This window comes from Haloplanus sp. HW8-1 (assembly GCF_023703795.1).
Classification (GTDB): Archaea; Halobacteriota; Halobacteria; order Halobacteriales; family Haloferacaceae; genus Haloplanus; species Haloplanus pelagicus.
Map to the genome: position 1 here is coordinate 3,344,467 of NZ_CP098518.1, position 13,211 is coordinate 3,357,677.

11 protein-coding genes are annotated in these 13,211 nt (G+C 69.4%); 9 read left to right on the forward strand and 2 right to left on the reverse strand.

What is annotated here, in order from left to right; translation table 11 throughout:
* Nucleotides 1-58: 58 nt before the first annotated feature.
* Together secF and NBT82_RS17585 are read left to right on the forward strand one after the other, a co-directional pair.
* Nucleotides 59-934 (forward strand): protein translocase subunit SecF, encoded by an 876-nt coding sequence (gene secF / locus NBT82_RS17580; RefSeq protein ID WP_251329397.1) that lies wholly within the window; start codon nt 59-61, stop codon nt 932-934.
* Nucleotides 934-2,496, forward strand: a complete 1,563-nt coding sequence (locus tag NBT82_RS17585; RefSeq protein ID WP_251329398.1) for a preprotein translocase subunit SecD — start codon at nt 934-936, stop codon at nt 2,494-2,496. The genes secF and NBT82_RS17585 overlap by 1 nt, the downstream gene beginning before the upstream one ends.
* Before the next feature lie 28 nt (nt 2,497-2,524).
* On the opposite strand, the gene rnhB is transcribed toward NBT82_RS17585, so the two are convergent.
* Nucleotides 2,525-3,163 (reverse strand): ribonuclease HII, encoded by a 639-nt coding sequence (gene rnhB, locus NBT82_RS17590; RefSeq protein WP_251329399.1) that lies wholly within the window; start codon nt 3,161-3,163, stop codon nt 2,525-2,527.
* 318 nt (nt 3,164-3,481) lie between these two features.
* Between rnhB and NBT82_RS17595 the strand changes: the two genes are divergently transcribed.
* The 4 genes from NBT82_RS17595 to yciH all read left to right on the forward strand — a co-directional run bounded on the left by NBT82_RS17595 (nt 3,482) and on the right by yciH (nt 8,063).
* Complete coding sequence (locus tag NBT82_RS17595; protein ID WP_251329400.1) at nt 3,482-4,444, forward strand: AAA family ATPase; 963 nt, start codon at nt 3,482-3,484, stop codon at nt 4,442-4,444.
* Nucleotides 4,383-5,510 (forward strand): DUF58 domain-containing protein, encoded by a 1,128-nt coding sequence (locus tag NBT82_RS17600; protein ID WP_251329401.1) that lies wholly within the window; start codon nt 4,383-4,385, stop codon nt 5,508-5,510. The genes NBT82_RS17595 and NBT82_RS17600 overlap by 62 nt, the downstream gene beginning before the upstream one ends.
* Entirely contained in the window at nt 5,507-7,696 is a 2,190-nt protein-coding gene (locus tag NBT82_RS17605) for a transglutaminase TgpA family protein (RefSeq protein ID WP_251329402.1), read from the forward strand. Before NBT82_RS17600 ends, NBT82_RS17605 begins: the two co-directional genes overlap by 4 nt.
* Before the next feature lie 73 nt (nt 7,697-7,769).
* A complete protein-coding gene (gene yciH / locus NBT82_RS17610; protein ID WP_049935096.1) occupies nt 7,770-8,063 on the forward strand; it encodes a stress response translation initiation inhibitor YciH in 294 nt (97 codons plus the stop codon).
* A gap of 48 nt (nt 8,064-8,111) precedes the next feature.
* Here the strand turns inward: yciH and NBT82_RS17615 are convergent, their stop codons facing one another.
* A complete protein-coding gene (locus NBT82_RS17615) occupies nt 8,112-8,480 on the reverse strand; it encodes a rhodanese-like domain-containing protein (protein WP_251329403.1) in 369 nt (122 codons plus the stop codon).
* Nucleotides 8,481-8,619: 139 nt separating this feature from the next.
* On the opposite strand from NBT82_RS17615, the gene NBT82_RS17620 reads away from it, so the two are divergent.
* The 3 genes from NBT82_RS17620 to NBT82_RS17630 all read left to right on the forward strand — a co-directional run bounded on the left by NBT82_RS17620 (nt 8,620) and on the right by NBT82_RS17630 (nt 13,058).
* Complete coding sequence (locus tag NBT82_RS17620; protein WP_251329404.1) at nt 8,620-10,392, forward strand: methyl-accepting chemotaxis protein; 1,773 nt, start codon at nt 8,620-8,622, stop codon at nt 10,390-10,392.
* A gap of 254 nt (nt 10,393-10,646) precedes the next feature.
* Nucleotides 10,647-12,068 (forward strand): sodium:solute symporter family transporter, encoded by a 1,422-nt coding sequence (locus NBT82_RS17625; protein WP_251329405.1) that lies wholly within the window; start codon nt 10,647-10,649, stop codon nt 12,066-12,068.
* Between the two features lie 210 nt (nt 12,069-12,278).
* Nucleotides 12,279-13,058, forward strand: coding sequence for a 5-formyltetrahydrofolate cyclo-ligase (locus NBT82_RS17630; protein WP_251329406.1), 780 nt, complete (start codon nt 12,279-12,281; stop codon nt 13,056-13,058).
* The last annotated feature ends 153 nt before the right edge of the window (nt 13,059-13,211 follow it).

Genomic DNA, 13,211 nt, shown 5'->3' on the forward strand with positions numbered 1-13,211 from the left:
ACCGTCCGTTCCAGCGGACATAAGAAGGCTTAGTAGGCGTCGGGGTGGACCGGCGGGCATGGTAGCGTTCGAAGTACCGGAGATCGACTACACCCGGTACACGAATCGCCAGCTTGCGGCCGTACCGCTCGCGGTGCTCGCCGTTGCCCTCCTGATCATCGCGGGGTGGTATGTCGCGACCGGCGTGCCGGTCACCCCCGGCCTCGATTTCACCGGCGGCGCCGAAATCCGCGTCTCCGTCGACGCACCGGACGGGCAGGCACGCGAACAGATCCAGCAGGCGTTCGATCCGAGCCCGGAGACGATCCGGCAGGTGGGTACCTCGGACACGTACATCCTGACGTTCCAGACCGAGGAAGTCGGCATCTCGGCGCTGGAAGAGCAGGCCAGAGCCGCGGGCTTCTCGGTCGAGTCGAGCTACAGCGTCTCCGCGTCCTTCGGCGCTCGGACGCAGCTCCAGGCGCTCTTGGGCGTCGCCGTCGCCTTCCTCGGGATGAGCGTGCTCGTCTTCCTGATGTTCCGGACGTTCGTCCCCTCCATCGCCGTGGTCGTCTCCGCCTTCTCCGACATCGTGATTCCGGTGGCGCTGATGAACGTCCTCGGCATCGAACTCACCCTCGGAACCGTCGCGGCGCTGCTGATGATCATCGGGTACAGCGTCGACTCCGACATCCTGCTCAACAACCACATCCTCCGACGGTCGGGGGGGTTCTACGAGTCGACACACCGGGCGATGCGGACCGGCGTCACCATGACGCTCACCTCGCTCGCCGCGATGATCGTCATGACGATCGTTGCGACGCTGTTCGGGATCCAACTGCTCGCCGCCATCGGGACCGTCCTCGTGTTCGGTCTCGCCACTGACCTCATGAACACCTACATGCTCAACCTCAGCCTCCTGCGCTGGTACAAGTACGAGGGGGTGGGTAACTGATGGGCGTCGTTCGCGAGAACTGGCGGATCCTCCTGCTCGTGGTCGTGCTCACCGCGAGCCTCTTTGCCCTGTTCTCGCCGACGATGGCGTCCGGTGAGGGGGCCGACGCCCCGGGGCGCGCGAGCAGCGGCGCGACCAACCTCCAGTACGGGCTCCAGCTCTCGGGCGGCACGCGCATCCGCGCACCCCTGATCGGCGTCACCGCCGAGGCGGTCGAGTTCGAGGGCACCCAACCCCCACAGATCGAGCGTGACGTCGCGGGTCAGCTCGACAACGTGACCGTCGCCGACGTGATCGTTCGACCGACGAGCCAGTCGACCGGCACAGTCGAGGTGACGGCCGACGGGGTCACACCCGAGGACCTCGGCGGCGCGCTCGATGCGGCCGGGTACACCTACGACTCGACGCGTGACGGCGTCACCGAGGAGACGCGCCAGCAGACCGTCAGCATCCTCTCGAACAAGATCAACGAGGCGGGGCTCTCCGGCGGGACGGTCCAGCAGATCACCACCCCCACCGGCGAGAACTACGTCCTCATCGAGGTGCCCGACGAGAACCGCCAGCAGGTGGTCGATCTGGTGAACCAGCGCGGGAACGTCCGTGTCGACACCTACTATCCGACCGACGACGGGACGTACGCCCAGACGACGGTGCTCGAACGGGACGACTTCCAGAGTATCGGGACCGCCAAGCAGGGCGGCGAGGGACAGTTGCCCAACGTCCCGGTCGTCGTTCGCGAGAGCGTCGCCCCCGAGTTCCAGCAGCGGATGATCGATACGGGCGTCGCCCAGGCCGGCGGCTCCCGGTGTCGGTACGGTGCGGCGCCGAACAGCACCGACCCCTGCCTGTTGCTGATCGTCGACGGGGAGGTCGTCAACGCCTTCGGCATGAGTCCGGGACTGGCGAGCGGCATGCAGTCCGGTGACTGGGCGCAGGATCCCCGGTTCATCCTCCAGACCCAGAACTTCAGCGAGGCCCGACAGGTGGCCGTCAACCTCCGGGCTGGCGCGCTCCCCGCCGCCCTCGACATCGGGCCGGACGGCGAGGGAACCTCCTCGTTCATCTCGCCGAGTCAGGGGCAGCAGTTCCGCACGAACTCGCTGCTGACGGGACTCATCGCCGTCTTCGCCGTCGCCGGCGTCGTCTTCCTCCGCTACGGTGAGGTGGAGGTCGCGCTGCCGATGATCGTCACCGCGCTCTCGGAGGTGGTGATCCTGCTCGGCTTCGCGGCCGGGATCGGCTACCCGCTCGACCTCTCGGTGATCGCCGGCTTCATCGCGGTCATCGGGACGGGGGTCGACGACCTCATCATCATTGCCGACGAGGTGATGGCCCAGGGCGACGTGAACAGTCGCCGCGTCTTCCAGTCGCGGTTCCGGAAGGCGTTCTGGGTCATCGGTGCCGCCGCCGCGACGACCATCATCGCGATGAGTCCGCTGGCGGTCCTCTCGCTCGGCGACCTCCAGGGTTTCGCCATCTTCACCATCCTCGGCGTCGTCGTGGGCGTCCTCCTCACCCGGCCCGCCTACGGTGACATCCTGCGCGCGCTGCTGACGCGGTAGGTCCGGCCGCCTTTCGCCGGAGCGAGGCTCAGAACTCGGATAGTGACGACTGTTCGGCGGCCGCAAGCACGTCGTCACACGTCGCCCACGACGCTCTGGCACACGCCGGCAGGTGACCGTGTTCGTCGACGTAGTCGGCGAGGAACGCGCGCGTCCGCTCGTCGCCGGGATAGCCGCTACCCACGTCGCCGAACGCCTCGGTCAGCGCCTCGATACGAGCGTCCCGCTCGACCTTGGCGAGAACGCTCGCCGCCGCGACGTGGGCGTGCCGTTCGTCCGCGCGGTGTTCGGCCTGCATCTCCACCGCGGTGTCGACGGCCTCCCGGACGCGGCGTCCGAACCGGGCGGCGTCCACGTCGCCCGCGTCGACGACGACGTGGTCGCCGTCCCCCGCCACCGCGGCGATGGCCTCGGCCTGTGCGGCGACGGTCAGACCGTTCATATCCGTGGCCGGGTCGTCGATCCGGGCGGGCCGTACGACAGCCACCTCCGCCGCGACGGCGTCGGCGGCGCGGAGGCGTTCGGCGAGGTCGTTCCGCCGTTCGGACGACAGCCGCTTCGAGTCGTCGACGCCCGCCGGAATCGCGTCGGCGGGCGCCCGCACCGCCGCTGCGACCATCGGTCCGAGTACCGGTCCCTTGCCGGCCTCGTCGGCGCCGATCTGCATAGCCGCAGGTGCACGGACCGGAGACAAAGCCGTTGGGGTACGTCTCGGCGGGGGACCGGCCGAAGCAGCGTCGGCGTCCCGGCCGTCGCGGGCGAGTCTTCCGTTCCGTCCTCCGTTCGACGCTCCGCAAGCAGTTCGATCGGTTCGTGGTGTCGACACATGGTGGCGCTCCCGACGGGTTCGGCAGCCACGGAACCGTAACCGTCGGCCGTGACGCCGGGCCGAAGGTATAGGTGTGTCGGGATGTTACACGTCCCCACTCGCCGTCGGTCGGGTGCCCGGACGCCCGGGCGTGGTCGTCGGCTCGCTCACCCATCCATGACGGACGCAGGCATCCCGGAATCGGATCATGCGGACCAGGTACCGCCGCTGTCGGTGTCCGCCGCCGCGACGCTCACCGACCGAATCATCGACAACGTCGAGGAGGTCATCGTGGGCCAACACGACGCCGTCGAACACATTCTGGTCGCGGTCCTCGCTCGTGGTCACCTCCTCCTCGAGGACGTGCCCGGCGTCGGCAAGACGGTCCTCGGGCGCGCCGTCGCCACCTCCGTCGACTGCTCGTTCAAGCGCGTCCAGTTCACGCCCGACCTCCTCCCCTCGGACGTCACCGGCGTCAACGTGTTCAACCAGAAGACCCGGGAGTTCGAGTTCCGTCCCGGTCCCGTCTTCGCGAACGTCGTCCTCGGCGACGAGATCAACCGCGCGCCACCGAAAACACAGGCCGCGCTGCTGGAGGCGATGGCCGAAGAGCAGGTAACCGTCGACGGGGAGACCCGCGCCCTGCCCGACCCCTTCACCGTCATCGCGACACAGAACGACGTGGAGCCCGGGCGCACGTACGACCTCCCGATGGCCGAAATCGACCGCTTCATGAAGAAACTCCGCCTGGGCTACCCGAACGAGGACGAGGAAACGGCGCTGCTGGAGCGAGTCGCCGGGGACCACCCCATCGAATCGCTCGACTCCGTTGCGAGCCTGGACGACCTCCGGGGCGCCCGCCGGACCGTCGCGGACGTCACGCTGAGCGAACCCATCCGGCGATACGTCTCGCGGCTGGCGACACACACCCGCGAGAACGCGACCCTCGGCGTGAGTCCCCGGGGCGCCATCGCGCTCGTCCGTGCCGCACAGGCTCGCGCGGTGCTGAACGGCCGCGACTATGCCGTCCCCGACGACGTTCAGACGGAGGCACCGAGCGTCTGGAGCCACCGCATCGATGCCGATCGACCGGGACGCGACGTCGTCGACGCCGCGCTGGCGAGCGTCGTGGTGGAGTGAGATGCCGCCGCGCATCCTCCCGACGCGACGTGGTCTCGCCGTCGTCGCCGTCGCAGGCGCCGGGTTCGCCATGGGGGCGACGTTCGGCCCGCGGTCGCTCGACGCCGTCGTCCTCCCGGCCGGCATCGTCCTCCTCGCCGCGGGCGTCCAGCTCGCCCTACTCGATTCACCCCGTGCCGAGCGTACGACCCCGCCGGCCGGCGATCCGGGTTCGACGCGGACGGTTCGGCTCGCCGTCGCCACCGACACTCCCGTCACCGCCGTCGTCCACGATCGCCTCCCCGACGGTGTCGACGGCGACGCCGCAGTGACGGGGCTGATCGGGAGAGAGCCGTTCGCCTACACGGTGACCTACCGCGAACGTGGCGCACACGTGCTCGGCCCCACCACCGTGAGCGCCCGGGACGTTCTCGGCCTCGCGCGGCGCACCTTCGTCCTCGACCGGCGGGACACCGTGCTTGTGTATCCACGGGTGTTCTACCCATCGGCACCCGTCGGCGAGCGGTTGCGGGCGCTGGCGCACCCGGATCGGGGTGTCGAACGCGGCGCCTTCGACCACCTCCGGGAGTACGCCCGCGGCGACTCGCTGCGCGACGTCCACTGGAAGTCGAGCGCCAAGCGTGAAGCTCTCGTCGTCCAGGAGTTCGCCGATGACGGCGACCGGCGGACGGTGACCATGGCGGTCGGTGCCGCATCCGGCCGGGCCGACGCGATGGCGGAGGCGGCCGCCACCGTCGGCTACGCCCTCCTCGACGAGGGGATCTCCGTGTCGCTGACGACCCCCGACGGGCGGCTCAGCCTGACACCGGGGGACGCCAGTCGACTGCTCGCTCACCTCGCCCGCGTCGACGCCGGTGACGTCGGGGCCGACGCCGACGTCGTCGTCCACGCGGACGACGAGGTGACGGTCCGTATCGACGGCACGTTGCAGCCGTTCGATCCCGGTCGGCGTCGGCGGATCGGGAGCGGCGACGGCGACGGATGGGCGGACGGGGACGGGGACGACAGCTCCCAGGGGACGCGCGCCGCCGACCGACCGACGTCGATCACGGAGGTGCGGGCGTGAGCGTCGAGGCCGGCCGCGGCGACGGCGTCCTCCCGGGGTCGTTCGACCCGGACTTTCGGATCGCCGTCTACTGCTCGCTCGCCGTCCTGACCGCCTCGTACGGGCGCGTTCTCTATCACGTGACGGACGTCGTCGGTGGAGCCCAACTCATGCTCGCGACGCTCGTGGGGTCCGTGGCACTGGGGGTGGCGGCTGGGTGGTTCCTCCGAGTCCGGACCGCACTCGTCCTGACCGCCCTCTTTCTCGGCGGCGGGTTCGTGGTGTATTTCCTCTCCGTGCCGGAGAGCCAGCGGGCGCTCCTCTCGGCCGATCGACTGCTCTCCGACACCGCCGCCCTGCTCACCGGGCTGTCGGTCCTTCGGCTGACCCAGGCGAACGTCTGGGCGCTCTCGGTCGCGCCGACGCCGGTGTTCCTCTCGTGGTATCTCGCCGTCAGGCGGCGGTACGTCGGGAGCGTCGCCGTGGGCGGGGCGGCCCTCTCGCTCGTCGTGCTGACCGGCGACGCGGGGACCGTCACGACGCTCGCGGGCGTGGCCGCGGCGGCGGCCGTCGTCGGCTTCGGCACGCTGGATCGACACGGCGGGACGGCCGCACAGGTCGATACGCTGGTGATCCTGCTCGCGGCCATGGTGGTCGTCGCGGCGACGCTGTCCGTGGTGCCGGCGACGCGGGCGGACCCCGTGCTCCCCGACGGCGGCTCGCCATCGGGCGTAACCAGCCTCGTCAACGCCGAGGATCGGCTGGAGGTGATCGGCTCGATCAGCCTCTCGCCGCAGGTGCAGTTCACCGTCGAGAGCCGGGTCGCCGCCTACTGGACGACGTCCACGTACGATCGCTACACGGGGTCAGGGTGGGTGCGGTCCGGTGACACCGAACCGTACGCCGGGCAGTTACGGGGGCCACCCAGCGGTGGGACCGAGGTCGAACAGACGGTGACCGCCGAGACGGAAGTGGGCGCGATGCCGGCGACGTGGCGACCGGTCGCCGTCGAAGGGCTCCCCGCCGACCGCGTCCAGGTGACCGCACAGGGGACGATCCGGCCCACGACGACGCTCGATCCCAACGAGAGCTACACCGTGACGAGCCGACTGAACCGGCCGGACCCCTCCGACCTCCGGGTCACCGGCGACGACTACCCCGACTGGGTGGTCGAGCAGTACACGCAGCTTCCGGCGTCCACCCCGGAGCGCGTCGCGGAACGCACCCGGGCGGTGACGGCGGGGGCCGAGACGCCCTACGAGAAGGCGGTTGCGATCGAGTCGTATCTGGAGTCGAACAAGCGCTACTCGCTGACCGTCGACCGCCCCGAGGGGAGCGTGGCCGACGCCTTCCTGTTCGAGATGGACGCGGGCTACTGCACCTACTACGCCACGGCGATGGTGACGATGCTGCGTACGGAGGGTGTGCCAGCGCGCTTCGTCACGGGGTATACGACCGGGGAGCGGGTCGGCGAGGGGAAGTGGGTGGTCCGTGGTCTCGACTCTCACGCGTGGGTGCAGGTGTACCTCCCCGAGACGGGGTGGGTGCGGTTCGATCCCACACCGGTGTCGGCGCGTGAATCCGCCGAGTTCGAGCGTCTGGTCGACGCTCGCGAGAGCGGTGAGGCCGGCGTCGACACGGAGGGGACGCTCGAATCGACGCCCGTGGCACCCGCCGACGGCACGGAGAGCGGGGACGCCGCAACGACGCCGACCCCGACGCCCATCGGCGGCGAGGAGTCGGTGGGAACGCAGTCCGCTCCCGCCGGCGACACGGAGGCAGTCGCGTCGGCTCCGACTGACGCCGGTCCGGATCTCCCGTCGACGGAGACGCTCGTACTCTGGGGGGTGGTGCTCGTCGGCGTCGGCGCGGCGGTCCGGCGGACCGGGGCCGGCACTCGGGCGGTGCGGGCGGTGTGGCTCCGACGGCGCGGACCGCGTCGCGACCCCGACGCCGCCGCGGTGCGGGCGTTCGAGCGCCTGGTCTACCTGCTCGAATGCCAGGAGCGGCCGCGGCGGACCGGCGAGACGCCGCGGGCGTACGTCGAACGCGTGACGACCGACGACCGCACCCGGCTGATTCTGCGGACGTACGAGCGCGCGCGGTACGGTGACGGCGTCGGCCGGGTGGCGGCGGACGCGGCGACCGACGCCGTCGGCGAACTGGTCCGCGAGCGGACGCTCCCGACCCGGCCGTTCGTCCGCTGATCGACCGCCGGGAGTTCCGTCCCTTGCCGTCCCGACACTGTTTAATAGCCCCGTCCAGTAGCTTTACCCTGTAATGTCGGAAGTCTGCTCGACGTGCGGGCTCCCTGAGGAACTCTGCGTCTGCGAGGACGTCGCCAAGGAGTCTCAGGAGATCAACATCCGCATCGACGAGCGCCGCTACGGAAAGGAGGTAACGATCATCGAGGGGTTCGATCCGAAAGACGTCGACATGGACAGCCTGTCGTCGGATCTGAAGTCCAAGTTCGCCTGCGGCGGGACCGTCGAAGACGGCTCCATCGAACTCCAGGGGAACCATCTCGGCCGCGTGGAGGACTTCCTCCGCGACAAAGGGTTCAACGTCGCGTGATCGGCACCTAGCCCGCCCGTCGAGCCACTTTCTCCGCGGATCGAACGTTCAGAACGGCGAGTCGGGGGTTTCGGCCTCGCCGCCGGCCACCGTCCCGTTCGCCCCGCCCGCGTCGAGCGGACCGTCCCACGCCTCCAGGCCGCCGGCCATGCTCTCGACCCGGGCGTCGCTCGCTCCCGCGTCGGCGACGAACCGTGCGGCCTGCACGCTGGCGTTGCCGTGTGGACAGACGGTGACGATGCGGTCGGCGCCGGCGAACTCCTCGACTCGATCCGGCAACTCACGGAAGGGGACGTTCTCGCTGCCCGGAACGTGTCCCCGGGCGAACTTCCTCGGCGAGCGAATGTCGATCACTCGCAGTCGGTCGTCGCTCTCCAGCAAGTCCCGGAGTTCGTCGGGGGCGATCTCGCCGTCCATACCCCACCGAGGGGCGGCGGGGACGAAAAGACCCGTGGCCCGAGTCGGGTGGCGTACCGCTGTCGGGCGCGTCGGCGTTCCTATCGACTGATAATCGCACGCGTTTTCATGAGGTGGGACGATCCACTAGAAGCTAGCTATGTTGCTGGACCAGTACCGACGGGCACTGTGGGGCACGATGGACCTCCTGGGGATCACGGAGTCCATCGAGCGAAAGATCGTCGCTGCGGTCCTCATCCAGTTCGGCGTCGCGGTCGTGCTGGCGGTCCTCCCGTTCGTCTTGACCGGGACCGTCCGGGTTGCCGTGACGGTCGCGCTCCTCACCGGTGCCGCCGTCGCGTGTGCGAACACGCTGCTCATCGCCCGCCGGGATTTCGTCGGACCGGTGCGGATGCTGGAGGACGCGGCGACGAGGGTCGCCGCCGGGGAGATCGACGAGGCTCACATCGATGCCCACGATCAGGACGACGAGATCGGGGGGCTCGTGGCCGCGTTCGGCGACATGCGAGCGTCGCTCGCGACCGTCTCCTCGCAGGCTGACGCCCTCGCGAGACAGGAGTTCGACGCGCCCGTCCTCGAAGAGTCGGTCCCCGGATCGTTCGGCGACTCCCTCGACCGGATGGCCGACAACCTCCGGACGAACACTCGCGAACTGGAGGCGCTGACCGACCACCTCGAACGGACGGCCGACCGATACAGCGACGTCATGGCCGCGGCGGCCGACAAGGACCTCTCGGTCCGGATGGATCCCGACGAGGAGAGCGCCGCCATGGCCTCGATCGCCCGCTCGTTCAACCGGATGCTCGACGACCTGGAGGAGACGGTCGGCGAGGTGTACGCCTTCGCCGACACGGTCTCCGAGCGCACCGTCGACACCTCGGCCGACCTCGACGAGGTGGCGCGGGCGAGCGAGGACATCAGCGACGCCACCGGTGACATCTCGACCGACGCCGAGGAACAGCGCGACCAGCTCCAGCGCATCGCGGCCGAGATGAGCGATCTGTCGGCGACGATCGAGGAGATCGCGGCCTCGGCCGACAGCGTCGCGGAGGTGGCCACCCGCACCGCCGAGATGGGTGACGAGGGACAGGAGGCGGCCGTCGCGGCCCTCGACCGAATGGACGACATCGAGGCCCACGCGACCGAGACGATGGAGCAGCTCCGCGAACTCGACGACCGCATGACGCGGATGGAGGACATCGTCGCCACCATCTCCGACATCGCCGAGCGGACGAACCTCCTCGCACTCAACGCCTCCATCGAGGCCGCCCACTCCGGGGAGGGCGCGGAGGGCTTCGCCGTCGTCGCCGACGAGGTGAAGTCGCTGGCCGAGGAGGCACAGGCGGAGGCCACGGACGTCCAGGAGATCATCGACGGGGTCCAGAGCCAGACCACGACCACCGTCGAGGGGATGCGGGAGACGACCGACGAGGTCGCAGACGCGGTCGAGACCGTCGAGGCGGCCATCGAGTCGCTCGACCGTATCGCGGAACTCGCCCACGAGACCGACGAGGGTATGCGTGAAATCTCCGACGCGACCGACCAGCAGGCGGCCTCGACCGAGGAAACCGTCTCCATGATCGAGCAGATCGAGACGACGAGCGAGGAGACGGCGGCCGAGGCAACGAGCGTCGCCTCGGCCGCCCGGGCACAGACCGACTCCCTCGGCGAGGTGTCCGAACGCGTCGACAGCCTGGCCACGGAGGCCGACACGCTCCTCGGCCTGCTGGAGGCGTTCGACCTGTCGACGCAGGACGCTGGCGACGCCGACGGCGGGGCCCCAGTCGAGGGGACCGAGACGGACTCCCTCGTCGACGGCGAGGGTGACGGCGTGCCCGGGGCCGAGGTCGACAGCGAGGGTGACGGCGTTCCCGAGGTCGAGGCCGACGGCGGCGTCGCGTCCGACCCCTGATCGCGCGGCGCCGACGGGAACGCCGTGGCTGTCGGCCGTGGGACCGCACACGCGCCGACGAACCACGGAGCGGCAGGTTCCTCGCGATACAGGAGCCTCTGTAAGTCATCGCACACCTGATCGCACACAGTCCGGCGATCAGGTGTGCAAACGGTTCCAAACGCGACTATCGTACGTGATGATCTAGCAGAACCATGCACAGTTTTTGCATGGATGCTAGTTTTCTTGTAGATCGACCGGAATCCACCGACGCGATGGCTACACTCTCGCTTACGATCGGTGTCATGGTACTCACACTCGCGGCCTTCCTCGTCGTCGGGGTGTATTACGGGCGACGGAACCTCGGCGGGGTCGAGGATTTCCTCGCGGCCCGCGGATCGACCGGCGTCTCGCTGGGGCTCGCGACGTTCATCGCCTACGCCGCCGGCTCGGGACTGCTGTTCAGTCCCCCCGAGTCCGGCGCACGGCTCGGCATCGCGGCGGTCATCGGCTACGGTGTCGCCATCGCGACGCCCTTCGCGCTCTATCTGACCGTCGCGCCGAAGATCCGCGAACGGATGCCCCAGGGACACACCGTCGTCGAGTACGCCCGGGCGCGCTACGGGCGACCGATGTACCTACTCACGCTGTTCGTCGCGCTGTTTTACATGTTCATCCTGATGACGGCGAACCTCACGGGCGTCGCGCTGGCCATCGAGGCCATCGCCGGCGTCCCGTTGCTCGTGACGCTCTCCCTCGTCGGGGGCGTCGTGATGCTCTATACGATGCAGGGCGGCCTGCTGTCCAGCATCTTCACGGATCTCGTCCAGACGATCCTCCTCGTCCCGCTGCTGGTCGGCACGGCGGTCGTGGCCGTGTTCCAACTGGGTGGGCCGGCCGAACTCTTCACGCAGATGCAGGCGACCAACCCCACGGCCGTCAGCCTCACCAACCCCGCAGGCGTCCGGTTTGCCGTCTACATCGTCATCGCACTCGTCGGCGCGGAGATGCTCAACCAGTCGCTCTGGCAGCGTGCCCACGCCGCCCGCGACACCCGATCGTTGCGCCGGTCGCTTGCAGGCGCGGCCGTCGCCGTCGTCCCGATGACGATTCTCGCCGGGCTGTACGGCGTCATCGCCAGCGGCCTCGGCATGGACTTTGCCTCCCCGTCCGCGGCGCTCCCGACCGTCGTGCAGGCCACCTTCGGGACGGGCCTGCAACTGGCCTTCGTCGTGCTCATCCTGCTGGTCATCGCGAGCACGCTCGACAACGCCCTGTCGGCCATCGTGAGCATCCTCGCCGTGGACGTCGTGCCGCTGTTCGATGCCGACCGGACGGGCCCGGAACTCCTCCGGCTCTCGCGGATCCTCACCGCCGTCATCGCCGTCGTCGGCGTCGCCATCGCGTCGACCGGACCGAGCGTCCTCTTTCTGTTGCTCCGGGCGGACCTCCTCGCGTCCGCGACGGTCGGCCCCATCCTCATCGGCCTGTACACCTCCCGGCTCGGCGGAACGGCGGCGTTCAGCGCGGCCGTCCTCGGCATCGTCGCCGGGGTTCCGTGGTTCCTCGCGAGCAACTACCTCTACTCCTTTACGAGCGCCCTGCTCGTGAGCAACGTCGTCGCCGTCGGCTGGCTGCTCGCACGCCCGGCCGACTTCTCGTTCGACGAACTGACCGACTTGGAGAGCCTCGAATGACACACCTCGTCACCGACAGTTACGCCATGACCCGCACGCGCCCACCACGACGTCACGGAAGCACCGACCGATCGACCGCCGACCCGACGGGAGGTCGCCGATGACGCCGCTCACGTTCACGATACTGTTCGGGACGTGCGTCGTCGTCTCGACGCTCGCCTGGCTCTATCTCGTTGGAGTTACGGTCCGGGAGTTCGGACTGTCCCGTACATGACGGACGAGCCGTCGATCCGGAACGAGGTTCGCGAACGGGTCTGGTCGCAACTCCGCGAGGTGGCACGCCCCGACTCGCGGTTCGCCTGGGACTTCGGCGAGTTCATCGCCGACTACGAGGGGAGCGACGCGGGTGCCGAGCGACTCCTCGACCTCGCCGACGACCACGACTGCGAGTCGTGGCTCGTGACGCCCGACAACAACCTCGACCCGCTCCGCGAACGCCTGATCGAGCGGCCGACGCCGTTTCTCATGCCGACCTACGGCATCCGACGGGGCTTTCTCTCGCTCGACCCCGCCGACGTGCCCGACGGCGCGGCCGCCTTCGCGTCGGTCCTCGACGGCATGACTCGGTTCGCCGAGCGGGCCCCGCTCGACGCCCTCGAAGCCGACCACCCGCCGCTCGACGTCATGGTCACCGGCGCGAGCTTCGTGACGCCGGACGGCCTCCGGATGGGCAAGGGCCACGGCTTCTTCGATCTGGAGTGGGCGATGCTGCGACAGGTCGGCCTCGCCACCGAGGACACCCTCGTCGTCGCCGCCGTCCACGACGTCCAACTGCTCTCCGAGACGGCGGCCCCCGAGGGGATGGTCGCAGACCACGACACCGTCGTCGACTACGTGGTCACGCCGACCCGCACCCACCGAGTCGAGGGCGACCGGCAGAAACCGTCGGGCATCCACTGGGGGTTGCTCACCGAGTCCGAGATCCGGGCCATCCCGCCGTTGGAGACGCTGTGGAAGCGGGCCGGGCGGCCGGCGACGAAGGAGGTGTGACACACCTCGGGGCGCCGTCGCTCCCTTCGTCAACCGGATCGCCGGTGAGCGCTTCGCCGGGACACCGTTGACTTCGTGGGCTTCGACGTACCGGTGATGCTCTTGGCGATGTGATCCGCCGCCAACAGAGCAAGGAACGAATGCGATATCCGC